We start from the raw sequence: 22836 nt of genomic DNA on the forward strand, positions 1-22836 counted from the left end.
GTGGAGGGAGATCCTCCACTGACATTAGGTGGCTTCCTCATTTCCCATTCCGATCTATTTCCTTCGGCTCAGGCGCAATGTTCAGATTTTTTCTTAATTTCTTGGTCATTTCGGCATGTTATTCTCTGTCAGTGGGCGTCTCAGGATCCGCCATCTTGCTCTTTCCATCAAGAGGCTGTCTACCTGTGTATGCACAAGATCCTCGACATCATGAGGAAATCTGGGGCATTCAGCAAGAATCGCTGGAAATTGCCGAAAAGAACAAAGAAACCCTTTGGTGCCATAATGTATGTAGCCGAACGAATGCAAGATACAACCCTTGTTCTGATGATTTCAGGACGAGTGACCGTGTACTCCAGGAAAGTCTTCCAGGGGATGGTGAAGGCAGCCAGGTTCTCTGGTGCCAAGCATATCATTTTCAATATGCAGGAAGTCACCTTCATGGACAGCATTGCCTTGGGTGGGTTGGTGCTCGCCTACCTGGACTTGAATGAGAATCATATGGCCATGAGCGTCGTGGAGCCTCAACATCCGGTCAAAACCTTATTCGAAGACGCAAATTTTCCCGATCTGATTCCGACGTATCCCACCGAAGAGACTGCCTTGCAAGCCATCCAATAGTGGTCTGTTGAAAAAAGCCGCCAACTGCGTTTTCGCCATTTTCCCGTGCTCACTTACTCCGTGTACGCTCCGCGCGCAAAAATGGCTGTGGCCTTCCCTTCCACCTAACTCAGGTCAGGACTGGACGAACCCTTCGAATGGCTCAGGGCATGCTTTTTTGAACCGATCCAAGGCCTCTGGCCTTCAAAGTTGCCATGGGGATTTTTGCACATGGAGAACAGTATGATTCAACACTCCCAATAGATTTACGGGTGCGCTTCCCTTTTTCATCGTTTAAAATGAGGTAAGTCAAATTTCCCTACTCAGGCGCGAACATGTCGACCCGGCGCATATCCGAGACGATTCGGGATGTGTACAGATGTGGTGTCTTCCGGGAATGTGTGCTTTTACAATCGGCAGATCATGGCGAATGTGTTATCCTCGCGTGGATTTGCTAGGGAACAAGTAGAACCTGAATTCTGAGAATAATAGGAATGTTGTGATGGCATATGAACATCTTCTCGCGCTACGAGCGGAGCTGCTCCGTGAACAATTAACCGGTTTTGTGGTGCCCCATACGGATGAATATCAAAATGAATATCTGCCTCCATGTGCCGAGCGGCTTGCCTGGCTAACCGGATTTACCGGTTCGGCGGGGACGGCGATTGTCCTGCGGGATGAAGCCGCCATGTTTGTGGATGGCCGGTATACGCTTCAGGTGGCTAACCAGGTTGATGAGAAAAGCTTTTCGCTTCACAATAGTGGAGACACTTTACCACATGAATGGTTAGCACTTCGGGTGACACCAACGGATCGAATCGGCTATGACCCCTGGCTTCATACTCCGCAGGATCTCGAACGGTTTCAGACAGCAACCGAACGAGTGGGTGCACATCTCGTCCCCTGTGTATCGAATCCTATTGATGCGGTCTGGCATGACCGGCCTCAACAACCCTCAGGTGTGATCAAGCCTCATCTGCTGGAGTTTTCCGGGCAAAGCTCCCAGGCAAAGCGTGAGATATTTGGCAGGAGGTTCTCGGAAGGCGGGATCGATGCGGCCATCATCACCGCGCCCGATTCCATTGCCTGGTTGTTGAACATTCGCGGCTCGGATGTGCCGCATACTCCGCTACCATTATGCCGGGCAATTCTTTACACCACGGGGCGGGTCGCCCTATTTGTCGATCCGAAAAAAATCACACCGGGCTTGCAAGCGCATTTGGGTCCGGACATTTCCTTGGCATTGCCGGAAGAATTTGAAGCCGCTTTACAACAGTTAGGAACCCATGGAAATCGAGTGCTGTGTGATCCGGCCAAGACCAATTCCTGGATTTTTACCACATTAACTCAGAGCGGGGCTGTTCTATTACAAAAAGATGATCCCTGTGTGCTGCCAAAGGCCTGTAAGAATCCTGTGGAAATTGCCGGGGCGTATGCCGCGCATCAGCGGGATGGAGTGGCCATGTGTCAATTTCTGGCGTGGCTGGCCCGGGAAGGATCCAAGGGACAGGTGACCGAGTTAGAAGCAGTGGACTATCTTGATGCCTGTCGTCGAAAGCAGGCGATGTGGGAGGATTGCAGCTTTCCGACCATTTCTGGTGCGGGGTCAAATGGTGCCATTGTGCATTATCACTCGACCCGGGAGACGAATCGGTGCCTGGAGCCCGGGACATTGTACTTGGTGGATTCCGGCGGGCAGTATTTGGACGGAACGACGGATATCACACGAACGCTCGCGATTGGACACCCTTCGGACGAACATCGTGATCGTTATACTCGCGTGTTACAAGGCCATATTGCTCTGGCCACGGCTAGATTTCCTGAAGGCACTACAGGCAGTCAATTAGATGTGTTGGCACGTGCGCCCCTATGGGCAATGGGGTTGGATTACGATCATGGGACAGGCCACGGAGTTGGGAGTTTTTTAGGAGTCCATGAAGGCCCGCAACGGATCGGGAAAGCTGCCAATGCGGTTGCCCTGAAGCCGGGGATGATTGTGTCAAATGAGCCGGGCTATTACAAAACCGGGGCCTATGGGATTCGCCTGGAAAACCTCGTGACGGTGGTGAAAGATGAGTCCTCCCAGAACTCAACGCGGTCATTCCTTGGCTTTGATACGCTGACGATCGTACCATTTGAGCGGACCCTTATTGCCACAGAGGTGTTATCGCTTAAGGAACGCCAATGGGTCGATACCTATCATGCCCGGGTGTGGGCGGATCTCCAATCCCTTGTGGATACCGATACGCGTGCTTGGTTGGAGCAGGCGACGCAACCGCTCAACTAGTCCGTCTCTTCGCCCGAGACCATTCGAACTATAATCAAATCGGAGCTAACGATACATGACACCACAAAAAACGAATGAAGAAATCACTGAAGCCATTAAAACTCAAATGGGTAAAAATCCAGAGATTACGAATGTGATCGTGAAGGGCCATCTGCTTCAACTGCATGTGACCCAAGGGCTATTTCATCGCTTGTCGGCCGATCGCGAGCGAGGTCGGAAAATTGTCCTGGTCCTCATGGAACAGATGAAGCAACTGACCGGATTAACGGATGTTGCAGTGTGGGTCTATTCAGAGAACGAGAAAGTGATTGAGGGAACCGTCAAAGCCTTTGGCGGGGATAATGTGAATTTCCTGTTTGACTTGTAAGTTTTACAAGAGAACTCCAGGGAAAGGGACGTGGCCTATTCTTGATAGGTGCCCTTCGGCCAGGAGTCCAGACTAGGAGGAAGTCCGGTTTTCCAAGATCCCACACGTTTCCCACCGAGACCAATTTGACAGGACCACACTCCGTTCGGCGTATGGTTAATCCGCCATCGTCCTCCATCGGCACTGATCCACATCCAGACCGGGGAACGTCGAACGGGCCGTTTAGATTCGGATGGCACTTAAACCTCCTTGTCGGCGTGCTGAATGGGACTTTTGTGGGAGTTGAAGTCAATATTACCGAGAGTATTGTGATCGATTGCTATGAGGCTTGACAAGTTCCTTGCCGGATATGTCATGGTGTGCCCATGAAAAATTCAGATTATCCCTCATCAGCTATTGTGCCGGAATTATCCACAGGCTTGGTGGGGCAGTACGAAGCGGATGTTCTGTGTCTGTCCGTATATGGGAAGACCGTGATCCTAATTGGCACGGCGCATGTGTCACAAGAATCAGTGGATTTAGTCAAACTCGTCATTGAACAGGAGCATCCTGATCGTGTCTGTGTAGAATTGGATACGAAGCGTTTTGAAGCCATCTCACATCCCAACCGGTGGGAATCGTTAGACCTCAAAGAAATCATCCGCAAGCAGCAGCTCAGTACGCTGATGGTCAATCTTATTCTGTCTTCCTTTCAAAAGCGGCTGGGCGATAAATTGGGCGTTATTCCAGGCACGGAAATGCTGGAGGCCATTCGTATGGCCGACAAACATGGCATTCCCGTGACCCTTGCTGACCGGGACGTGCGGGTGACGATGCGTCGGGCCTGGCGCAATACCCCAATGTGGCGAAAAAGTCTCTTAATGTCCTCCCTCATGCTGAGCATCTTCGACACCACTGAAGTCTCCGAAGAGGAGATTCGGAATCTCAAAAAGCAGGATGTGCTTTCAGAAATGATGAAGGATTTAGGAAAAGAAGTGCCGACGCTCAAAACGGTGCTCATTGACGAGCGGGATCATTATTTGGCCAAAAAAATTGTCGATGCGCCTGGGACCCGGATTGTTGCCGTGGTTGGCGCGGGGCATGTGGAAGGGATTTGCCGAACATTGAACGAACGGGAGACGGTGGTCTTGGAGAAGCTGGAAAGTATTCCGCCCGTCTCTCCTGTGTGGAAAGCCGTGGGTTGGAGTATCCCTGTGTTGATTGTGGGGTCAATTGCCTGGATTGGATGGGAAAAAGGTTTAAGTGCTGCCGGAGACAATTTATTGTTTTGGATTTTGGCTAATGGTATTCCCAGCGGGATTGGCGGGTTGTTAGCTATGGCTCATCCGCTCACCATTGTGGCCGCATTTTTCTCGGCACCGTTTACCAGCCTCACCCCGGTTATTGGAGTCGGGTATGTGACGGCGTTTGTCCAGGCTTATTTGCAACCGCCATTGGTGCGGGAGTTTCAAACCGTAGCAGAGGATATCGCCATTCCACGCAAATGGTGGAAGAGTCGACTCCTGCGTGTGTTCTTAGCGTTTCTCCTGCCCACGATTGGAAGTCTCATCGGCACCTGGGTGGGAGGCACGCGTATTGTCTCTAATTTGTTTTGATCAGGAGCAAATTCAAGCCAAGCACAGAGAGGCTAGGACTGGGGCGCGGCGACTTTAGACGTGTGCTGGAAAATACATTTCGGGCAGGTATAGTGAATAAAGCGACCATCGCCAACGAGACGTTTCAGCATAGACGTTTGGCACCAGGTGCAGAGACGGTCAGGCAGATCTGATGTAGAAGGCGTCAAGGGAGGTATGGAATCCGTGTCGGTCATAATAGGGGTCATTCTCAAAAACATACAGGGGGTTTGTCAATGTTTAGGGCTATGAATGCCACAAAAATATTGAATGGTATGGTGCTGGGGATTGTGCTCTTGCTCCCGGTATCCGGGTGGTCCGAAACGAATGAAGAGGATCTTCCACGATTAACCGTTTCCGCAGAGGGAACGATCAATGTGCCTCCCGATAAAGCGGTATTAAGTTTTGCGGTTGAAACAGTCGGGGAAAAGTTGTCCGATGTTCAACAAGAAAACCAGGAACGCGTGGCGAAGGTCTTGGAGGAATGCCGACGGTTAAATATTCCCTCTGAGTTCATTCAAACCACCTCCCTGAATGTGATTCCTGAATATCCGCCACCTCCGCGGCGTCAAGCGGATGGAACCTTAGAGAACAATGTACCCCGGATCATTGGCTATCGTGTCGTTCACCAGGTCAATGTAGAAGTCCGTAATCTGGAGATTGTGGGGAAAATCGTTGACCGAGTTTTACACGTGGGGGCCAACAAATTTTCAGGCATCGCCTGGGGTTTGCAAAATGAACAACCCACAAAGCTTGAGGTCTTGAAACAGGCTTCTGCCAAAGCCCAAGCCAAGGCTGAAGCGTTGGCTCAGGCTTTGAATCTCAAGTTGGTTCGTATGATCAATGTTTCGGAAGGTGGAAATTCTCCCTCCCCTCCTGAGGGTCGATATCGCATGGCGATGGCCATGGATAGCGGCGGAGATGCCTCAGTGTCGGCAGGAGAAATCTCCATACGTGGTTCCGTCCTCTTGGTGTATGAAATCAGCCAGAAGTAATCAATCATTTTTTTATCAGTCTTGTATCCCCCGTCCTTGTCCTCATGAGCATTCCCTTCATGAACAATGAAAAGCCAGAAACTGAGGCAGAAACTGAAAAAGCCGGAACGGATCTTGGGGTTCCGGCACTGGTGGTGTCCGGCTTCCTGGGGGCGGGTAAGACGACTCTTGTCAAACATTTGATTGCCGATGCTCAACGACAGGGTCTGAAGTTGGCTGTGATCTCCAATGAATTTGGTGAATTAGGCATTGATCGAGCCCTGCTTCAAGAAGAAGGCGGTCCGGGATATGTGGAGCTTGAAGGCGGGTGTGTGTGTTGCCAGCTTTCCGGTGAGTTGCTCAACAACCTGCAGAATCTGTGGGAAACCATTCATCCGGATCGGGTCGTCGTGGAAACATCCGGTGTAGCATTACCCTTCGAAACGCTTCTGACGTTTTGGCGCGAGCCCGTCACTGAGTGGGTAGGGGAAAGTTTAGCCGTGGTGGTGGTCAATGCCGAACAAGTGGCCCAAGGTCGGGATTTGGAAGGCACGTTTGAGCAACAGGTATCTTCGGCAGATTTGTTGGTCATCAATAAAGTCGATTTAGTTCCATCAGATTCCTTCGGTCGTTTGGAAGATCTTCTCCATGATATGGCCCCTGGCGCTCCAGTAATTCGAAGCATTCAGGGTGAAATCGATACGACGATTGTTTTTCCTTCCATCCCTACGGCAAAGATTTCATCCAACGCTCAACGAAAGCCCGAACTCCTTCCTCACACCCATGAGGAATTTGAGGCGGAGGAACTCTCCTTTCCCGACAACATCACGCCCGAACAGCTCCTTAAACACCTTCAACCACTCAACACTCTTCGCATAAAAGGCATCGTGAACACGTCAGAAGGGCCGACGCTTGTCCAAGGCGTTGGTCCCCGGATTGATCTCAGTGCCCCTCCCTCACAATTTCCTCAAGAAATGCTTGGCCGTCTGGTCGTTATCCGGAGAAAATAGAGACTTCGGCCTTGCTAATCTCTCCACGGATCGGGTTCTCATTCATGCAGGACTTGTGGAAATCATCAACTTTTATGGTCGACTACCTCAAAAACACACATGGTGTTGTCTTGACACCCTTCTGTTTAGGGTATAGCGTGAGTGTATGACGTATGAATCTACGTTGACTCTCCTATCCCTCGCGCTTCAGCATTCCTTCCTGCGCGTCTGATTCCTCTGTCTCCGCAAGCCTACGCCTATACTCTTCTCACCAATCGGTGCCATCCAACGGTTTCGATTGTAACGCTGGTCGTCAGATCAGGTTCCGGGAGAGTTCATTCCTGACCCTGCGGTCTCAGGAAAGAGGTGAACATCATGTATCCATTAGAAGCTCTTTTAGGCCTCATGTTTGTCTTTTGGGGTGCGGCCATTTATGCGTCCTTCATCGAGAGGCCAACACCTGCTGTGTAGGGACCTGCCATCGCGGGAGTAAGCAACCTTACTTTCTAGGCAGGTTGTCAATCTTGTTTGCCACGTCACATGGAACCATGTGACGTGGTGGGCACTTTTTTACCTTTTTTTTAAGAAGGAAAGAATAACCATGAAACACACTCTATTGATGAAACGCACCATTCTTATTGCCTCCATGGCACTCATCCCTTTGATTCTGACGGGACTGACTTTAGCCGCCCCACAAGTAACAGAACCGATGTCTTCTGCCGAGGCACAGGCTCAAGGTCTCACGCAAATTGCGGTTGGAAGTGCCCAGGACACATTAAAAGCCTGTCTGGGAAGAATTCCCCAGGATGCCAGTAGCGGGCAACTGATGTTGGCGAAAGAAAGCTGCCAACAAGTTGAGACTGTCCGGACAATTAATCAGCAGTCACTGACTTTCTGAGGACCAATCCGGGTGCCCCTGCTTGTTGTTGCCCCGGGAGTCTTCCTGATGAATCTCACGACTGGCTCGGAGCAGTGAAGTTGAATCCCTGTCGCTGTTGAGTATGGCTCTTTCGCCTCACCGTTTCCCTCGGAAGGGAAGGGTGAGGTGAGGGCGTCCAACAGAAAATCCCCCCGCCTCATATCTACACTTTTCTGAGAATTTTAAATGGAGGTGAAACATGGAACTGGTCATGTCGGTCTTTGTCGGGATCGTCATGGGTTTGGTCGGCCTGGCGTTGATTCCAGTATTAGTGGTCGGAACCTGGTGGGTGATCATGACTGTCATCTTTGGGTTGTCTGACGGGATCATATGGCTTCTTGATCGTAAATGGCGGGCTTCCGCACCGTGAAAGGTATTTTAAAGCAGTTGACCATTTTTTTATATGAAATTTCATCAAGAATCCTCGAAAGTAATGAATGAAAGATACTCAAGTGAAAGAAAACAAAATTAGCGCAACCCTCTCCCATTCGTTAAAGGGCAGAGCTTCCGGAAATCCATCAATGAAATTGACTCAAAAGTTGACGGCCAGTGAAGAGCGATTTCAATCTGTTGTACAGACCGCCACGGATGCCATTATTTTGTGGGATGAGCACGGAACCATCCTGTGTTGGAATAAGGGTGCCCACACTCTGTTTGGTTATGCAGCCGAGGAAATTGTAGGCAAGTCCCTTATCCTGATCATGCCTGCCCGGTACCATGAAGCTCATCACTATGGGATGGAGCGTGTGGGAATTGAAGGAGAGGGTCAGACCATCGTGAAGACTGTGGAATTGCATGGATTGAGAAAGAACGGGGAGGAATTTCCTATTGAGATGGCTCCTTCAAAATCCATCCTACGCGAGGAGATATTTTATTGCGGCATTATCCGCGACATCTCGGATCGGAAACAGGCGGAGAGGGTGCTGGAGGAACGGAACCGTCTATTGGCCTTTGAGGTGGAGGTGGGGCAGGTCCTGAACTGTGACCAAACACTGAGCGTCCGCCTGCAGGGTTGCGCGGATTCGTTCATAAGTCATCTGGATGCTGCGTGGGCCGGCTTCTGGACCATGCATTCTTTGGAGGAAGGATTGGAGCTGCAGGCTAGTGCCGGTCTTTCCACTCGGTTCACCCGTTGGAACGATTCAGTGCCGTTTGGCCATTCTCAAATCGGTCAAATTGCGTTTGAAAAACGACCACATTTAACCAATGCAATTTTTAGGGATCCTGGTGTTCCAGAACAGGCCAGGGCCATACAAGAGGGACTAATGGCCTTTGCTGGGTACCCGTTGCTGGTCAATCAGGAAGTGGTGGGGGTCATGGCGGTATTTTCCCGGCATTTCCTGACTAGTTTTACGTGGCACAGTCTTGGGTTAGTGGCTGACCGTATCGCCACAGCCATTGAACGTGAAAGAGTCATGGAAGCGCATCAGGATCTCGCAAGGCACTATGCACGAATCCTCGCCGCTTCGGGAGAGGGGATCTATGAATTGGATAGAGAAGGCAAAACCACTTTTGTGAATCCGGCCGGGGCTCTTATGCTGGGATACACGGTCGAGGAATTAATTGGCGAGCCGATGCACGAGCTGATACATCATACGAAACCCGCTGGGTCACGCTATCCCAGAGAAGCCTGTCCTATTTATGCCGCGCTTAAGGAGGGAAGGGTTTATCATGATGATACAGAGGGGCTCTGGCGCAAAAATGGGACCTCTTTCCCCGTTGATTACTACATTTCGCCGATCCGGGAAAATGGAATTTTGATTGGGGCTGTAGTGACGTTCAAAGATATCAGCGAGCGGGTACGAATGACTGCAAAATTAGTGGAAGAGACAAAACTCGCTGGGGTGACGGTGATGCTTGGGGATATTGCCCACGATATTAAGAATATGCTCATGCCGGTGCTGAATGGCGCCAAATTGTTAGACGACGATCTTCAAGAATTATTTGCGAAGTTGCCTGACGTTACTCCAAAGGAATTGTCGGCCTCAAGGAAATTTTCCAGGGAGGCGGTCGACATGATCGTGAAGAATGCCCGTCGGATTCAAGGTCGCATGCGGGAGATTGCCGATACGGTCAAAGGTATATCCAGCCCGCTACGGTTTGCCCCATGCCAGATAGCAGAAGTGGTCGAAGGTGTCTTTGGCATCCTTCGGTTCTATGCCACCGAGATGAGGGTTTCCCTGCACACGCAAGGTCTTGACGTCCTTCCGCCCATTAAGGCGGATGAGAACCGTTTGTTCAACGCCCTCTACAATCTGGTCAATAATGCAATTCCGGAAACCCCTGCCGGTGGATCAGTCACCATTGGTGGGTCAGTAGGGTTAGATGGAAGAACGGTGGTGTTAACGGTCGCAGATACGGGTGGGGGAATGCCCCCTGAAATCCGTGACAAATTATTTACTAAAGAAGCGATTAGCGGTAAAGCCGGGGGAACCGGATTGGGGACTAAGATAGTCAAGGATGTGGTTGATGCTCATTCAGGAACGGTCAGCGTACATAGTGAACCACGGAAAGGCACCATCTTCACCATCCAATTGCCAATTACTCCACAGATTTCGAAAACAGAAGGAATTCCTTCCTAGCGGGATTCTTGAATCAGGAGAACGGTCGTTCAAACGTGAGCTTGGTCCATTATTATACTTATCTGCGAATCTGTACCTTTCGCATGCAAAAGTGACAACCGTCTTGCTGAACAAGACCATTTCGAATGCTTACCGACTTGCATCGATACGTCCAATAATGTCATGGACAAAACTCCGTAAATTATTCGTTCCAAAGGAATAAAATTAAAATGGCTTGGAGCTATTTTCTATAGGTCAACTGGTTTTTCGAAAAGGTGAGAATGACCTTGCAGAAGGGTTTCTTTTAGGTCCGGATCAAGGATGGTTTGATACAGAGATTTGGCTTTGGCCAGCAGATCAATGGAGACATGAGTGGCGCCTTGGAGATTGGCTTCCTGTAAGTTCGTCCCGGTCAGGGATGTATCCTGAAGTGAAGCCCCTTCCAGATTAGCCTGTATGAGTTGAGCCTCACGCAAATCTGTTAAGTGGAGCTTGGCTTTGGCCAGATTGGCACGGGTAAAATTTCCCCATGGAATCGAAGCACGTGTAAGGGTGGCTCCCTCAAGATTCGCGCCCTCCAGGTTGCAGGCAATGAGCCCGGTTCCGGACAAATCAATCCTGGTCATGGTGGCATGTGAGAGATTAGCCTTGATCAGATTGGCTTCCTGGACATCGGCTTCGGTGAAGTTCACGCCTGTAAGGTTGGCTTCTGTTAAATTTGCATGAAAGAGATAGGCGTCTGAGAGGTCGGCACCTTCCAGATTGGCCTGGGCTAAATCGAGTCCGGTAAAGTCATAGCCGGAAAGATCGGCTCCGCTCAGATCGGGTTGAATCGCCTGGCTTGTCCGTCGAAATTTATTCCATTCCCCGACCCCTCCCTTGATGAGGCGTTCAACATGTTCAGGATTGGCCATGGGGAGAGTGTCGGGATTGAACGACGAACCGGATCGCCTGGCTGAAGGTGGTGGGGTTCTGGTTGTTTACCGTTTTTTGAGGTACTTGAGGAATTCCGAATCCGGAGAGAGCACCAACGTGGTATTGGTCGCAAATGTTTTCTTATAGGCTTCCATGGTTCGGATGAATTCAAAAAATTCCGGACCTTGTTGATAGGCGGTCGCATAGATTTTGTAGGCTTTGGCCTCACCGTCTCCACGAAGTTCCTGTGCGGTCTTATAGGCCTCGGCTAGAATGATTTGTTTGTCTTTCTCGGCTTCGGAGCGAATCTTTTGGGCTTCTTCCTCCCCCTCTGCTCGATATTGCTTGGCCTGACGTTCCCGTTCGGCTTGCATTCGTTGGAAAATCGCTTTTTCATTTTGCTCAGGCAGGTCGGCTCGCTTAATGCGCACATCCAGGACCTCAAGGCCGTAGGTCGAGGCTTTTTCGTTGGAACGATCTGACACGACCTTCATGATCAATGCACGGTTTGCGGAAACGATTTCCGTCAGTTCATGCCGGCCCAACTCAACACGCAATTCCGAGTAAATGATATCGTCCAGGCGCTGGAGGGCACCTCGTTGTGTCTGAAATGCCTGATAGACTTTTAAGGGATCCACTATGCGCCATTTGGCGAAATTGTCGATCACCATAGACTTCTTGTCACTGGTAATGACATCTCGCACGGGAGCGTCATAATCCAAATAACGCTTATCAAAAAATGTGACTTGATGATAAAAGGGAATTTTAAACTTCAACCCTGGTTCCGTGATGGTTTGGACAGGTTTTCCTAATGCGACCACAATAGCCGTTTCGGTTAAGTCGACCACAAAAAATGGAGATAGACCTAAGACCAAAAGCAGTCCAAAAACTAAGATGACACCCATGAGGAGATTTTGTTTCATCGGTTGTCCCCTCCTTGCGTGGTTGTTTCTCCGCGCGAGCGGGATTGGCGGTCTAACGGAAGGAAGGGCAGGACGTTGCCGGCTGCCTTGGAATCCAGAATAATTTTTTCCGTGTTTGCCATGACTTCTTCCATCGTTTCAATGTAGACCCGTTTACTAATGACATCCTTGGCCAGTTTGTATTCTTTTAAAGTCTGGAGAAAGTAATTGGCTTCTCCCTCCGCACGTGCAATCCGTGACTGTGCGCTCCCTTTGGCCTGGTTGATGCCTTGAGCCGCTTCCCCTTTGGCTCTGGGGATGAGATCGTTTCGGTAGCCGTGAGACTGGTTAATGAGTTTTTCGCGGTCTTCCTTGGCGCTGGCGACATCTTTAAAAGCCGCGGCGACAGCATCCGGAGGATTCACATCCTGAAGTTGGATTGTGGCCACTTGTACGCCAGCCAGGTACTGGTCGAGGATGCCTTGAAGCAGGTCTTGAGCTTCCTGTTGAATTTGCGCTTTGCCGATCGTTAGCGCTTCATCAATCTTGCTTTTGCCTATGACTTCACGCATGGCCGCTTCAGCTGCATTGTGAATGGTGGCTTCCACATCCGCGACTTTATATAAATAATTTTTAGCTTCTTTGATTTTATATTGGACGATGAACTCGAGAGACAGAATATTCATGTCACCGGTCAACATGAGGGCTTCTCTGGGAACGAATTGGGTGCGTCCGCGGTCTTCGCGGAATCCCACCTCCACTCGATGGAGTTTTTCAACCTTGGGTGTGTCAACTGTTTCTACAAATGGAATCTTGAAATGTGGGCCGGATTCAACCTCGCGAACAATATCGCCAAACCGTTTCACCAGACCTTGCTCGTCCGGAGCCACAATAAACACTGATTGCCAGAGAGCTAGGACGGCTAAGACGATGTAAATGATTGATTTGAAACCCCGGCCGGGCACGAGTCGAGTGATTTGTTCTTGTGCTTTCCGGAGCGCTTCATCGAGGGGGTCTTGACCGCTTCCTCCCCACGGATCTTTAGGTTCCCATGCCATACGTTAGTCCTATGTTTGAGTTACAAGCGGGATGTGCGAGGTAATTACTGTAGGTACGTGAACCACGGTAACAGAAATTTTTGAGTGGGGCAATAAAAGATCAATGAATCCTGTTCCACACAGGCAGGGAGTGCCGTGTGGCAATTCCCTTTCTGCAATGGATTTGCTCTATTTGCTATTTTAGTAAATGGCCTAGTCAGGTATTTGGCCTTGGTCCAAGAAAGAAAAATTCTTATTCCTATGGGGAGCAAAAAATTGGAAAAAACCTTGGCGGAATTTTTCCCATGAGGTTTGTGGAGAATGGAGGATGGATTGAAGGGTAAAAGACTTCCATCACGTAGTCGTCCTGAGGGAGTTTTCTACGGGCTCATAAATAGGTGATGTCGATTCAATCGCCGTAGAGAGCTTGGTGGTATGGCAACAAGGAAATAAGTTGTATTTTTTAGGAGGGATGTTTTTGACGACAGGGAGAAGATCTTAGTTGCCTGTTCGATGATTTGAGTGTTTTGGGGGTAGGCCGAGCTTTTTCAGGGCCTGTCGTTCCTACACTGGAGGGCCTGCCACCTGGTCCTTACCAAGGGATTAAAATTGACGGAGTACAGGGAGGAATGTTTGTGGTAGACAGGGCGTTAGCTAAGGGAAAGTCTTGTGGGATCGCCCCAGTCTGATGTACTCGCTGGAATAATTGAGTAGGGCAGAGAAAATGTCCCTTGGGAAGTGTGGAGAGACGTTTTGTGATTGACCGACAGCGCTGACAATGAAATCAAAATTTCAAGCTAGGACATCCTCGCAATTACCTCATCGGCATTTGATGCTGCATAAGCCTTACGGGGTTCTGTCAAAATTTACCGATTCCGAAGGACGTCCGACGTTAGCCGACTATGTGAATGAGTTACGGGTGTATCCGGCCGGGCGATTGGATATGGATAGTGAAGGCCTGCTTCTGCTGACTTCCGATGGAGATCTGGCTCATCGTTTGACCTCGCCATTTCAGAAAGTTTCCAAAACCTATTTGGTGCAGGTGGAACGTATTCCAGATGAATCAGCCCTCGTGGAGCTTCGGGAAGGCGTCATGGTCAAAGGTAAGCGGACCCGGCCGGCTAAAGTTCAGCTTCTTCACGGTGAGCCGGACGTCTATCCTCGCCCCGTCCCCATTCGTTTTCGCAAATCCGTTCCCACGGTATGGTTGCGTATGGAAATTCAAGAAGGCATGAACAGGCAGATTCGGCATATGACTGCACAAGTCGGACACCCGTGTCTCAGAATCATTCGTGTCGCCATCGGGCCGATTCGGTTGGGCTCTCTTGCGCCTGGACAATGGAGGGAGCTGCGAACAGGAGAATTGCGCGGGTTGTCCTAGGGCTTACTGAATCGAATGTGTGGACAGGAACAAGCCATTCGGATGAAATAATTAGCAGGAGCCGGAACAACCCTTATATTTGACCTTGATCAGGGTGTTGGTGTCGATAAAATAGGTATTAGGGTTTTTACCTTGAACATTGTTACGCAGACAGGTAAAATTCACCGCTCGTCATCAATGAACATGCGTTGATGGCCGACGGAATAGCGGCATGACACATTTTTGAATCAGGCCGATGTCATGATCGTGTCTGGTCGGTCAAGGACGGTCCCCCGCACGCTGTTTTGTCTCCCAGCTAGAACGACATAAGGAAGTTGATTCGAGAATGGAGCATTTCTCTGTGAACAAATGGAGGGTCGGTTCTTAGGTTGTAACGTATGGTCTTAGCCCATAGCCGGAATTCACCGGTCCCATTCTATCGTTCCTGTTGAGGTGGTGCTAACAATTTACTTCTGGTCACTTACATAAGAATGGAGATATTCCCATCATGTCGGTAACTATTATTCTGGCCCTGTCCGTTCTTGGATTAGCTATCGCGTATTACTATTCTTCATCGGTTTTAAAGATCCCCATTGATATGGGTGTCGAAGATCCGGAAACACGGAAGCGTCTGGCGAAAATCCATTCCGCTATTGCCACCGGGGCCATGGCATTCCTGAAGCAAGAATACAAAATTATGGCCATTTTTATGGTGGTCTTTGCGGCAATCATTGCGGTGCTCATTGATGACCATCATACGGACTATGTGAATGAAGGGCTGTATACCGCTATTGCCTTTATCTTTGGCGCCATCATTTCGATTGCCTCCGGTTTTATCGGGATGAAGATTGCGACACAGGGCAATGTGCGGACGACGGTTTCTGCCAATCAATCTCTCTCCACCGCATTTAATGTCGCGCTGCATTCCGGAGCTGTGATGGGTTTTGCGTTGGTCGGCTTGGCGGCTTTAGGACTGTTAATTATCTATCTTGGACTCAAAAGTATCATGCCGGATCAACTCCCGACGCACATTCTGATGGAGGTGATTGCCGGCTTCGGCCTCGGAGGATCGTCCATCGCGTTATTTGCGCGGGTGGGTGGAGGAATATTCACAAAAGCCGCTGATGTCGGGGCCGATTTAGTCGGAAAAGTTGAAGCGGGGATTCCGGAAGATGATCCGCGTAATCCTGCGGTGATTGCCGATAACGTAGGCGATAACGTGGGTGACGTGGCCGGAATGGGGGCCGACCTATTTGGTTCCTGCGCGGAAAGTACCTGCGCCGCCATGGTGATTAGTGCGGTCGCCTTTTCCGGGATGGTGGATGCGTTGTTGTATCCAATCCTTATTTCTGCCATCGGCATCCCAGTGAGTCTTCTCACTCTGTTGATGGTCAAGGTCACTTCCGAGGACCAGGTTGGCCCGGCCCTGAAAAAGATGCTCATCATCTCCAGTGCGTTGATGGCGGTGGTGATGTTGTTTGTGACCAAGGCCATGCTCCCGGATACTTTTGAAATTAATGGGCAGGCGTATACGGATCTAGGGGTGTATTTTTGCTTCCTGACAGGTCTTATTGCCGGGCTTGCTGTGGGATTGATGACTGAGTACTACACTTCCCATGACTATAAGCCTGTGCGGGAAGTGGCGAAATCCTGTGAAACGGGTGCAGCCACCAATATCATTTTTGGACTGGCTCTCGGCTATCAGAGTGCCGTGGGCCCTTATCTCGCCATTGGTCTCGCCATCTATATCCCGTGGATGTTAGCCGGCATGTATGGGGTGGCCATTGCCTCTCTTGGTATGTTGGGAACTCTGGTGATTGCACTCACGATCGATGCCTATGGACCGGTTTCTGATAATGCTGGCGGTATCGCTGAAATGGCCGGTATGCCGGAACATGTCCGTAAACGGACGGATGTGTTGGATGCTGCCGGAAATACGACTGCCGCCATTGGGAAGGGCTTTGCCATCGGAGCGGCTATTTTGACGTCATTGGCCCTGTTCGCCGCGTTCCTCACCAGGGCGGACTTGCTGCTCAAGGAACAACATGGGCAGGATTTTGATCTGTTAGGCAGTATTAATTTGCTGGATCCCCTGGTGTTTACCGGGCTGTTTATCGGAGCCGTGTTGCCCGCCTATTTTTCCGCCATGACGATGAAGTCGGTGGGGTCGGCGGCTTATAAGATGATTGAGGAAGTCCGACGTCAGTTCCGCACCATTCCCGGCCTCATGGAAGGGAAAGCCGAGGCGGATTATGAACAATGTGTCGCTATTTCAACTCAGGCGGCTTTAAAAGAAATGATTGCACCGGGCATTCTGATTATGGGAACACCCCTGATCACTGGATTCCTGTTTGGGATTCAAGCGGTGGCTGGGGTGCTTGCCGGTTCCCTTGTCGCCGGGGGCGTCATCGCCATCTCCTCATCAAATAGTGGTGGTGCTTGGGATAATGCGAAGAAATTTATTGAGGCAGGAAATCTTGGCGGGAAGGGTACCGATACCCATAAGGCCGCAGTTGTTGGTGATACCGTTGGTGATCCCCTTAAAGATACCTCAGGGCCGTCGTTGAATATCCTGATCAAACTTTCAGCTATTTTGTCACTGGTGTTTGTGCCATTTTTCGTCCAGTATGGCGGGCTATTGATAAAGTAATTTCTGCAGACCATAGGCGCCCAACAAGTCCTGAGCTTTCTTCTGTTTGGTTGGGCCGAATTCCGTGATCCATCGGATAATGGGTGCTACAGACGGTGTTTTCATTTTAAGTGATATAGCGAGACTGGTTAAAGCCTTATATGTGGTATTCATGCCTATCTTGATGTGGTATTTTTCATTATTCTATTCGGTGTGGAATTTTCATCTCTCTCTTTATCCTCCTTTTTTCTTCCTAGCTGTGGTTGGCCAAGCTGGTCATTTCATCGGTCATTCCCCTAATTTTTACCGGTCTTATTACAACAAGGATTGATGTTCTGAAGTTTTTACGGGCGGGATCGCCAGTTTGGTGAAATGAGAATAGCCAGGAGGCGCTTGGGTCTTTCTCATTCATGGTGGTTCCGGTTCGTATCGATTTGAGGGAAAACGCATTCAGGGGAAGGGGGTGATCTCTCTCCATTGGTATGCGCCCTGCCTAATTCTGGTAGACAGGTTTCCTAATGAATCGAGATGGCTGCTTGAAAAGGGAGTACTTGGAATGGAATCACCCAACCAACTAGATGATTCTTTCTTTCAGAGAAAGAGAAGGTCTGAGGCCATTGCTTCCGCGGAAATGGAACTGTTGCTGCGGGTGATCTCCCAAGATCTTTCTGCTCCAATGGCAACTATTCAGGATACCTGTCGGCAACTCGCCATGGTGTTCAACCGGCTGAATGAATCATTTGAGGAGGAGGCCTCATTCGGTAATGCACGGGGTCCATTCGATCCTTTGGTCACAAAAGAAATCCCCGAGGCCGTACAGCGTATACGAGGTGAGGTGGATCATATGCGTTGCCTCACGTCGGGACTTCTCCAATTTATCCGGCTTGGGCAGATTGTCCTTCAGTGGGAGGGCCTGGACGTGAATCAACTTGTGATGGGAATCGTGACTTCCATGGAGAGGAAACTCAAAACCAAGGAAGTCGTGGTTCGTATTGAGGATCTTCCAGATTGTATGGGTGACGAGGTGTTGGTGAATCAAGTTTTTGCGAATCTGCTTGATAATGCGCAGAAATATCTCGATCCTGAACGTCCTGGAGAAATTATTATTTCCGGTAAAGCGATGCATGGATGGTCGGTCTATTCTGTTGGGGATAACGGGATCGGGCTTGCCGAAGAACATCATGCCCGAATTTTTGAGGCATTCTCGCATCCGGTCGTGGAGCCGAAAGATCGTCAAGGGTTTGGTTTGGCCATTGTGCGTCGGATCATTGATCGGCATCAAGGAAATATTGAAGTCGAATCGACTCCGGGGCAAGGCTCGACCTTTCGGGTGTATTTTCCTCGAGCGATCATTGCCGAGGAAGGAGGAGGGAAAGAAGAATGAATCGAAGGAAATAAAAAAGTGTTATTCCCAATCGGGCCACTTGAACTTAACCATCTTCACTTGGTCAGCCACCTCCGGCAGAGGCCTTTGCTTGCTTGGCATGGTTTCATGAGGAAGTCGTCAGTCACTGGGTGTGGCTTAGATCTTCTTTTGGTATTCCGTGAATTGGACTGTTGAATATTGTAAAAATTTCGCCGCTTCATCAGCTTAGGAGTCAACGAGGCTCATCAGAGAAAAATAGTGGAGTGTTCAAAAAGGCCCGTCCAGCAAGGCCGCAGCCGCTTGGACGAGCGGAGCGTACGGAGGAGTACGTGAGCACGGCCAATGGGCGAGAACACCGCTGGCGGCATTTTTCAACATTCCCTGAATCGACGCGTTTGTTGATGGGACGTAGGAGCCATTCTTCTTGTGGGCCATGACCTCTTGCATGGCAAAAAGGCTCTCCGGCCTGAAGCTTGTGGTGAATGGTGTAGTAAGGCGCGTCCCTTTCGGCAGTCGCGAAAGTTTGGAGACAGGCAGCAAGAAAGAAAAGGTCATTGCTGGGAGCCGAAACCCGTATTTTGATTGTTGAGGACCGAAGTGACCCTCATCGAAAATTTCTTACCGATGGCGCCGCGATTGGTTCAAGCGCCGAAGGCGTGTTTGTTCTGTCTTGCTGGGTTTTTTAACCGGGCTGGTGTTCTTTTTGTTCTTCCAACCTAACCCTCGCAAAATCCGACTCACATGGTCTGGGTGATATTTCACTCCGAAATATCGCCGAATCATCCGGCCAATAAGACGACAGGTCCATTGATCAGTCCGCATCTTGGCAGCTCGTGGTCCTCGTTGGAGAATCTGGAGGAGATTTTGGCGTTGTTTGGGCGAAAGGCGCGATGGACGTCCGGTATGGGGCTTGGAGTTCAAGGCATTTTTCCCGCCTTGTTCGAGTGCATCTTTCCATCGCTTAACAGAAGATGGCGCTGCCCCGATTGTGCGAGCAACCTCACGAATACCTCGCCCTTTGGCCAACAGTCTGGCGGCCATTCGGCGCCTGGCTTCTAGTTTTTCTGCACTACCCTTTGGTCTCATAAATCCATTTCTCGGATTTCTCAATGCGACTCTTGAGGGAATATGTGCATCATCCCGTAAAAGACCAAAGGTGGGATGCCTGGAAAAAATTCCGGAAGGGGAGGATGTGATGACAGAAAAATTTCCCCAATTCAAAACGTGAGGAAAGTCAACCACATGCCTAACACAAAAGGAGTGGAGCAGATACTATTCAGAGAGAAGAAGCGGATATTCCCAAATCGCTACTGTTCGCGAGGCACGCGCCTGCATCGGCCATTTCTTGTAGGGGATTCAGGGAATCTTTTTGTTGGGGAATGCCCCCCTTCGTGGCATCAGTGAGCAGGACGACTCGAAGCCCGCGTTGACAGCCATCGAGAACCGTGTGTTTGACGCAATGTTCGGTAGGTAAGCCCAGCACATACAATGTTTGAATGTTGAGATCTTCCAGTCGGTCGGCCAGACTTGTACCATCAAAGCCGGATTTCGAATCTTTCTTGGGATCGGTTCCTTTAGAAATGACCATCATTCCAGGAGGAAGGACTAAGTCTGAATGAAATTGAGCTCCACGTGACCCTTGAACTGCATGAGTCGGCCAAGGTCCCCGTTCTTCGGTGAAGGAGCTGTGATTGGCCGGGTGCCAATCTCTGGTCGCCAGTATGGGCCAGCCTTGACGGCTGAAGTGCTTGATGTAGGCGTTGATGAGAGGGATGAGGCTATCTGCCTCGGGAACAGCCAGTGCGCCACCCGGAAAGAAGTCATTTTGTAGGTCGACTAAAAGGAGCGCGGAAAATTGATCGGGTTGGGGAACGGTCGAGGTTTGGATATGTGAGGAATCTGATGGGGAGACATGCTTGGAAAGTTTCATGTTCGTTATGCCAGAATTTCTGTCCCGATGCCTTTGTCGGTGAAAATTTCGAGTAACACCGCATGAGGCACGCGTCCATCAATAATGTGCGCCTTGCGGACGCCTCCCTGAAGCGCGGTTAAACAGGCATGAACTTTGGGGAGCATGCCTGCACTGATGACCTGTTTTTTGACCATTCGTTCCATGTCTTTTTTTGAGAGGGTGGAGACGTGCCGATTATTGGCATCACGAATGCCTTTGACATCGCTTAAGACCAGTAGTTTTTCGGCTTGAACCGCCGCAGCTACGCTGCCTGCTACCAGATCGGCATTGATATTTTGGGTTTTCCATTTGGCGTCCACTCCAATTGGCGCAATGACCGGAATGAAATTGGCCTCTTGAAGGGTGTGGAGCAATGCGGTCTCGACATGACTGACTTGGCCGACGAGGCCGTAGTCTTCAGGATGCAACACGTCGGTCGATCCGCTGTAGGTGTGAATAAGACTCTTGGGATTAAATGGTTTCGTGGTCAGGAGGCGACCATCTTTTCCGGTGAGTCCTACAGCTTTGGCGCCATGCTGGTTCAATAACGAGACGATTTCCTTGTTGATTTTTCCACCCAGGACCATTTCAACCACGTCCATGGTTGGCTGATCCGTGACCCGAACGCCATGCAGAAATTTTGCTTCAATGCCGAATTTATCCAGCATCTCGTTAATTTGTGGCCCACCGCCATGAACGATGATCGGTTGCAATCCGACATATTTTAATAAGACGACATCTTCGGCGAATCCTTCCTTGAGTTCTTCATGGACCATGGCGCTTCCGCCGTATTTGATGACCACGGTTTTTCCGGCCAATGTCCGAATATAAGGAAGCGCTTCAATCAGAATGTCGGCTTTTTTAATCAGTTTGATCATGCAACCTACTCATGGGTAGAGGGTTTCGGGGAGATGGTAGAGGTGAAAAGGACATATGGTCATAGTAGCAGATGGGATGATTTTAAAGTATGAACCGGCTGAGATCTTCGTCCTTCACGATGCTTTGCAGGTGGTCTCGAACATACTGCGCGTTGATGACGACCTCTTTTTTCTGAAGATCCTGCGCTTCAAACGAGACATCTTCCAATAATCGTTCCACGATGGTGAAGAGCCGACGTGCTCCGATGTTTTCGGTTCGGTCATTCACCTGCACAGCAGTGGCTGCAATTTCTTCGATCCCGTCTTTAGTGAATTCCAACGCGATGCCTTCTGTGCTTAGCAATGCGTGATATTGTTTGACCAGGGCATTTCTGGGCTCGGTTAAAATGCGGATGAGATCATTCTTTGTGAGGGGCTCCAGTTCCACCCGGATGGGAAACCGACCTTGTAATTCCGGAATCAAGTCCGAGGGTTTGGCCACGTGAAATGCTCCTGCGGCAATAAATAAAATATGATCGGTTTTGACCGGGCCGTGTTTAGTATTGACCGTCGATCCCTCCACGATCGGAAGCAGGTCTCGCTGGACTCCTTCCCGGGAAATGTCAGGGCCTGTGTTTTTCTCTCGCCCTGCTATTTTGTCAATCTCGTCCAGGAAGACGATACCCGATTGTTCCGTGCGGGTAATGGCCTCTTTGGTCACTTCTTCCATATCAATGAGTTTTTGCGCTTCTTCCTGGGCCATGAATTTCAGCGCTTCTGAGACTTTCATCCGACGATTTTTCTTTTTACCCGGCATCATGCCGCCGAGCATATCCCGGAGGTTGTGCTCAAGATCTTCCATCCCTCCGATATTGGAAATGATTCCAACCGGAAGTCCTCCTCGTTCCTTAATTTCTATTTCCACCATCCGGTTATCCAGTTTGCCCTCGCGCAGTTGAAGGCGAAGTTTTGAGCGGGTGGATTCCTGTTGATCCTGTTTCTGTTGTGTGGGAGCCTCTGCTGACTCTTCAGTGGTCTCAAATGAAGGACTCGATGGCGAAGGCGGAAGGAGCATATCTAAGACGCGCTCTTCGGCCATGTCTTCAGCCTTCTTTTGGACTTTTTCCAGGTAAGCAGTTTTGACCATGTTGATGGATAAATCTGTGAGATCACGAATCAGAGATTCCACGTCCCTGCCGACGTATCCCACCTCGGTGAATTTGGAGGCCTCAACTTTAATGAATGGCGCATCTGCTAATTTTGAAACCCGTCGGGAAATTTCGGTTTTCCCGACACCTGTTGGCCCAATCATAATGATATTTTTCGGGACAATTTCATCACGGAGCTCCGGGCTGAGCTGTTGGCGTCGCCAGCGGTTCCGTAAGGCGATGGCGACCATGCGCTTGGCGTCCCGTTGTCCAATGACATAGCGGTCTAATTCCTCCACAATTTGGCGTGGAGTGAGGGAGTCCAAATTTTTGGGTGTTGGTGAAGTCTGTTGTTCCATAC

General features: G+C 50.0%; 21 protein-coding genes. 12 read left to right on the top strand and 9 right to left on the bottom strand.

The genetic code is table 11. The annotated features are described in order from the left end of the window. Nucleotides 1–285: 285 nt before the first annotated feature. From PJI16_06345 to PJI16_06355, 3 genes are all read left to right on the top strand, one after another. Complete coding sequence (locus PJI16_06345) at nt 286–621, top strand: STAS domain-containing protein (protein MDT3777174.1); 336 nt, start codon at nt 286–288, stop codon at nt 619–621. 481 nt (nt 622–1102) lie between these two features. Further along, nucleotides 1103–2887 carry an aminopeptidase P family protein gene (locus tag PJI16_06350; GenBank protein MDT3777175.1) on the top strand — a complete coding sequence of 595 codons (1785 nt, stop codon included), beginning with the start codon at nt 1103–1105 and terminating at the stop codon, nt 2885–2887. A gap of 55 nt (nt 2888–2942) precedes the next feature. Next, complete coding sequence (locus PJI16_06355; protein ID MDT3777176.1) at nt 2943–3254, top strand: hypothetical protein; 312 nt, start codon at nt 2943–2945, stop codon at nt 3252–3254. A 35-nt stretch (nt 3255–3289) separates the two neighbouring features. Here PJI16_06355 and PJI16_06360 read toward each other — a convergent pair whose 3' ends face one another. Then, entirely contained in the window at nt 3290–3493 is a 204-nt protein-coding gene (locus tag PJI16_06360; protein MDT3777177.1) for a hypothetical protein, read from the bottom strand. Between the two features lie 126 nt (nt 3494–3619). Between PJI16_06360 and PJI16_06365 the strand changes: the two genes are divergently transcribed. The 6 genes from PJI16_06365 to PJI16_06390 all read left to right on the top strand — a co-directional run bounded on the left by PJI16_06365 (nt 3620) and on the right by PJI16_06390 (nt 10331). Beyond that, a complete protein-coding gene (locus PJI16_06365; protein MDT3777178.1) occupies nt 3620–4849 on the top strand; it encodes a TraB/GumN family protein in 1230 nt (409 codons plus the stop codon). 254 nt (nt 4850–5103) lie between these two features. After that, on the top strand, nt 5104–5862 hold the full coding sequence (locus PJI16_06370) for an SIMPL domain-containing protein (protein MDT3777179.1): 759 nt from the start codon (nt 5104–5106) through the stop codon (nt 5860–5862). Nucleotides 5863–5921: 59 nt separating this feature from the next. Continuing rightward, a complete protein-coding gene (locus PJI16_06375; protein MDT3777180.1) occupies nt 5922–6851 on the top strand; it encodes a GTP-binding protein in 930 nt (309 codons plus the stop codon). A gap of 580 nt (nt 6852–7431) precedes the next feature. Further along, nucleotides 7432–7728 carry a hypothetical protein gene (locus PJI16_06380; protein ID MDT3777181.1) on the top strand — a complete coding sequence of 99 codons (297 nt, stop codon included), beginning with the start codon at nt 7432–7434 and terminating at the stop codon, nt 7726–7728. A 220-nt stretch (nt 7729–7948) separates the two neighbouring features. Further along, entirely contained in the window at nt 7949–8119 is a 171-nt protein-coding gene (locus PJI16_06385) for a hypothetical protein (protein ID MDT3777182.1), read from the top strand. 151 nt (nt 8120–8270) lie between these two features. Beyond that, complete coding sequence (locus PJI16_06390) at nt 8271–10331, top strand: PAS domain S-box protein (protein ID MDT3777183.1); 2061 nt, start codon at nt 8271–8273, stop codon at nt 10329–10331. 227 nt (nt 10332–10558) lie between these two features. Here PJI16_06390 and PJI16_06395 read toward each other — a convergent pair whose 3' ends face one another. From PJI16_06395 to hflK, 3 genes are all read right to left on the bottom strand, one after another. Then, nucleotides 10559–11224: a pentapeptide repeat-containing protein gene (locus tag PJI16_06395; GenBank protein MDT3777184.1), complete on the bottom strand. Its 666-nt coding sequence runs from the start codon at nt 11222–11224 to the stop codon at nt 10559–10561. Between the two features lie 66 nt (nt 11225–11290). Then, nucleotides 11291–12148 carry a protease modulator HflC gene (gene hflC, locus PJI16_06400; GenBank protein MDT3777185.1) on the bottom strand — a complete coding sequence of 286 codons (858 nt, stop codon included), beginning with the start codon at nt 12146–12148 and terminating at the stop codon, nt 11291–11293. Beyond that, nucleotides 12145–13185, bottom strand: coding sequence for an FtsH protease activity modulator HflK (gene hflK, locus PJI16_06405; GenBank protein MDT3777186.1), 1041 nt, complete (start codon nt 13183–13185; stop codon nt 12145–12147). The genes hflC and hflK overlap by 4 nt, the downstream gene beginning before the upstream one ends. A 757-nt stretch (nt 13186–13942) precedes the next feature. Here hflK and PJI16_06410 point away from each other — a divergent pair. From PJI16_06410 to PJI16_06420, 3 genes are all read left to right on the top strand, one after another. Beyond that, nucleotides 13943–14545 (top strand): pseudouridine synthase, encoded by a 603-nt coding sequence (locus PJI16_06410; protein ID MDT3777187.1) that lies wholly within the window; start codon nt 13943–13945, stop codon nt 14543–14545. A 484-nt stretch (nt 14546–15029) separates the two neighbouring features. Next, a complete protein-coding gene (locus PJI16_06415; protein MDT3777188.1) occupies nt 15030–17174 on the top strand; it encodes a V-type H(+)-translocating pyrophosphatase in 2145 nt (714 codons plus the stop codon). A gap of 535 nt (nt 17175–17709) precedes the next feature. Beyond that, entirely contained in the window at nt 17710–18537 is an 828-nt protein-coding gene (locus PJI16_06420; protein MDT3777189.1) for a HAMP domain-containing sensor histidine kinase, read from the top strand. Nucleotides 18538–18786: 249 nt separating this feature from the next. On the opposite strand, the gene PJI16_06425 is transcribed toward PJI16_06420, so the two are convergent. The 5 genes from PJI16_06425 to hslU form a co-directional block, all read right to left on the bottom strand. Continuing rightward, a complete protein-coding gene (locus tag PJI16_06425) occupies nt 18787–18966 on the bottom strand; it encodes a hypothetical protein (protein MDT3777190.1) in 180 nt (59 codons plus the stop codon). Nucleotides 18967–19137: 171 nt separating this feature from the next. Beyond that, nucleotides 19138–19605 carry a helix-turn-helix domain-containing protein gene (locus PJI16_06430; protein MDT3777191.1) on the bottom strand — a complete coding sequence of 156 codons (468 nt, stop codon included), beginning with the start codon at nt 19603–19605 and terminating at the stop codon, nt 19138–19140. Between the two features lie 190 nt (nt 19606–19795). Then, nucleotides 19796–20449 (bottom strand): isochorismatase family protein, encoded by a 654-nt coding sequence (locus PJI16_06435; protein MDT3777192.1) that lies wholly within the window; start codon nt 20447–20449, stop codon nt 19796–19798. Nucleotides 20450–20454: 5 nt separating this feature from the next. After that, complete coding sequence (argB, locus tag PJI16_06440) at nt 20455–21348, bottom strand: acetylglutamate kinase (GenBank protein ID MDT3777193.1); 894 nt, start codon at nt 21346–21348, stop codon at nt 20455–20457. An 82-nt stretch (nt 21349–21430) separates the two neighbouring features. Next, nucleotides 21431–22834, bottom strand: coding sequence for an ATP-dependent protease ATPase subunit HslU (hslU, locus tag PJI16_06445; protein ID MDT3777194.1), 1404 nt, complete (start codon nt 22832–22834; stop codon nt 21431–21433). Nucleotides 22835–22836 lie beyond the last annotated feature (2 nt).

Origin of the sequence: Nitrospira sp. MA-1 (assembly GCA_032139905.1) — a bacterium.
GTDB lineage: Bacteria > Nitrospirota > Nitrospiria > Nitrospirales > UBA8639 > Nitrospira_E.

What these genes read in the sequence shown, in the direction of transcription:
- PJI16_06345 (MDT3777174.1), top strand. Translation starts at nt 286, where the DNA reads ATGTATGTAGCCGAACGAATGCAAGATACAACCCTTGTTCTGATGATT.
- PJI16_06350 (MDT3777175.1), top strand. Translation starts at nt 1,103, where the DNA reads ATGGCATATGAACATCTTCTCGCGCTACGAGCGGAGCTGCTCCGTGAA.
- PJI16_06355 (MDT3777176.1), top strand. Translation starts at nt 2,943, where the DNA reads ATGACACCACAAAAAACGAATGAAGAAATCACTGAAGCCATTAAAACT.
- PJI16_06365 (MDT3777178.1), top strand. Translation starts at nt 3,620, where the DNA reads ATGAAAAATTCAGATTATCCCTCATCAGCTATTGTGCCGGAATTATCC.
- PJI16_06370 (MDT3777179.1), top strand. Translation starts at nt 5,104, where the DNA reads ATGTTTAGGGCTATGAATGCCACAAAAATATTGAATGGTATGGTGCTG.
- PJI16_06375 (MDT3777180.1), top strand. Translation starts at nt 5,922, where the DNA reads ATGAACAATGAAAAGCCAGAAACTGAGGCAGAAACTGAAAAAGCCGGA.
- PJI16_06380 (MDT3777181.1), top strand. Translation starts at nt 7,432, where the DNA reads ATGAAACACACTCTATTGATGAAACGCACCATTCTTATTGCCTCCATG.
- PJI16_06385 (MDT3777182.1), top strand. Translation starts at nt 7,949, where the DNA reads ATGGAACTGGTCATGTCGGTCTTTGTCGGGATCGTCATGGGTTTGGTC.
- PJI16_06390 (MDT3777183.1), top strand. Translation starts at nt 8,271, where the DNA reads ATGAAATTGACTCAAAAGTTGACGGCCAGTGAAGAGCGATTTCAATCT.
- PJI16_06395 (MDT3777184.1), bottom strand. Translation starts at nt 11,224, where the DNA reads ATGGCCAATCCTGAACATGTTGAACGCCTCATCAAGGGAGGGGTCGGG.
- hflC (MDT3777185.1), bottom strand. Translation starts at nt 12,148, where the DNA reads ATGAAACAAAATCTCCTCATGGGTGTCATCTTAGTTTTTGGACTGCTT.
- hflK (MDT3777186.1), bottom strand. Translation starts at nt 13,185, where the DNA reads ATGGCATGGGAACCTAAAGATCCGTGGGGAGGAAGCGGTCAAGACCCC.
- PJI16_06410 (MDT3777187.1), top strand. Translation starts at nt 13,943, where the DNA reads ATGAAATCAAAATTTCAAGCTAGGACATCCTCGCAATTACCTCATCGG.
- PJI16_06420 (MDT3777189.1), top strand. Translation starts at nt 17,710, where the DNA reads ATGGAATCACCCAACCAACTAGATGATTCTTTCTTTCAGAGAAAGAGA.
- PJI16_06425 (MDT3777190.1), bottom strand. Translation starts at nt 18,966, where the DNA reads ATGCAAGAGGTCATGGCCCACAAGAAGAATGGCTCCTACGTCCCATCA.
- PJI16_06430 (MDT3777191.1), bottom strand. Translation starts at nt 19,605, where the DNA reads ATGAGACCAAAGGGTAGTGCAGAAAAACTAGAAGCCAGGCGCCGAATG.
- PJI16_06435 (MDT3777192.1), bottom strand. Translation starts at nt 20,449, where the DNA reads ATGAAACTTTCCAAGCATGTCTCCCCATCAGATTCCTCACATATCCAA.
- argB (MDT3777193.1), bottom strand. Translation starts at nt 21,348, where the DNA reads ATGATCAAACTGATTAAAAAAGCCGACATTCTGATTGAAGCGCTTCCT.
- hslU (MDT3777194.1), bottom strand. Translation starts at nt 22,834, where the DNA reads ATGGAACAACAGACTTCACCAACACCCAAAAATTTGGACTCCCTCACT.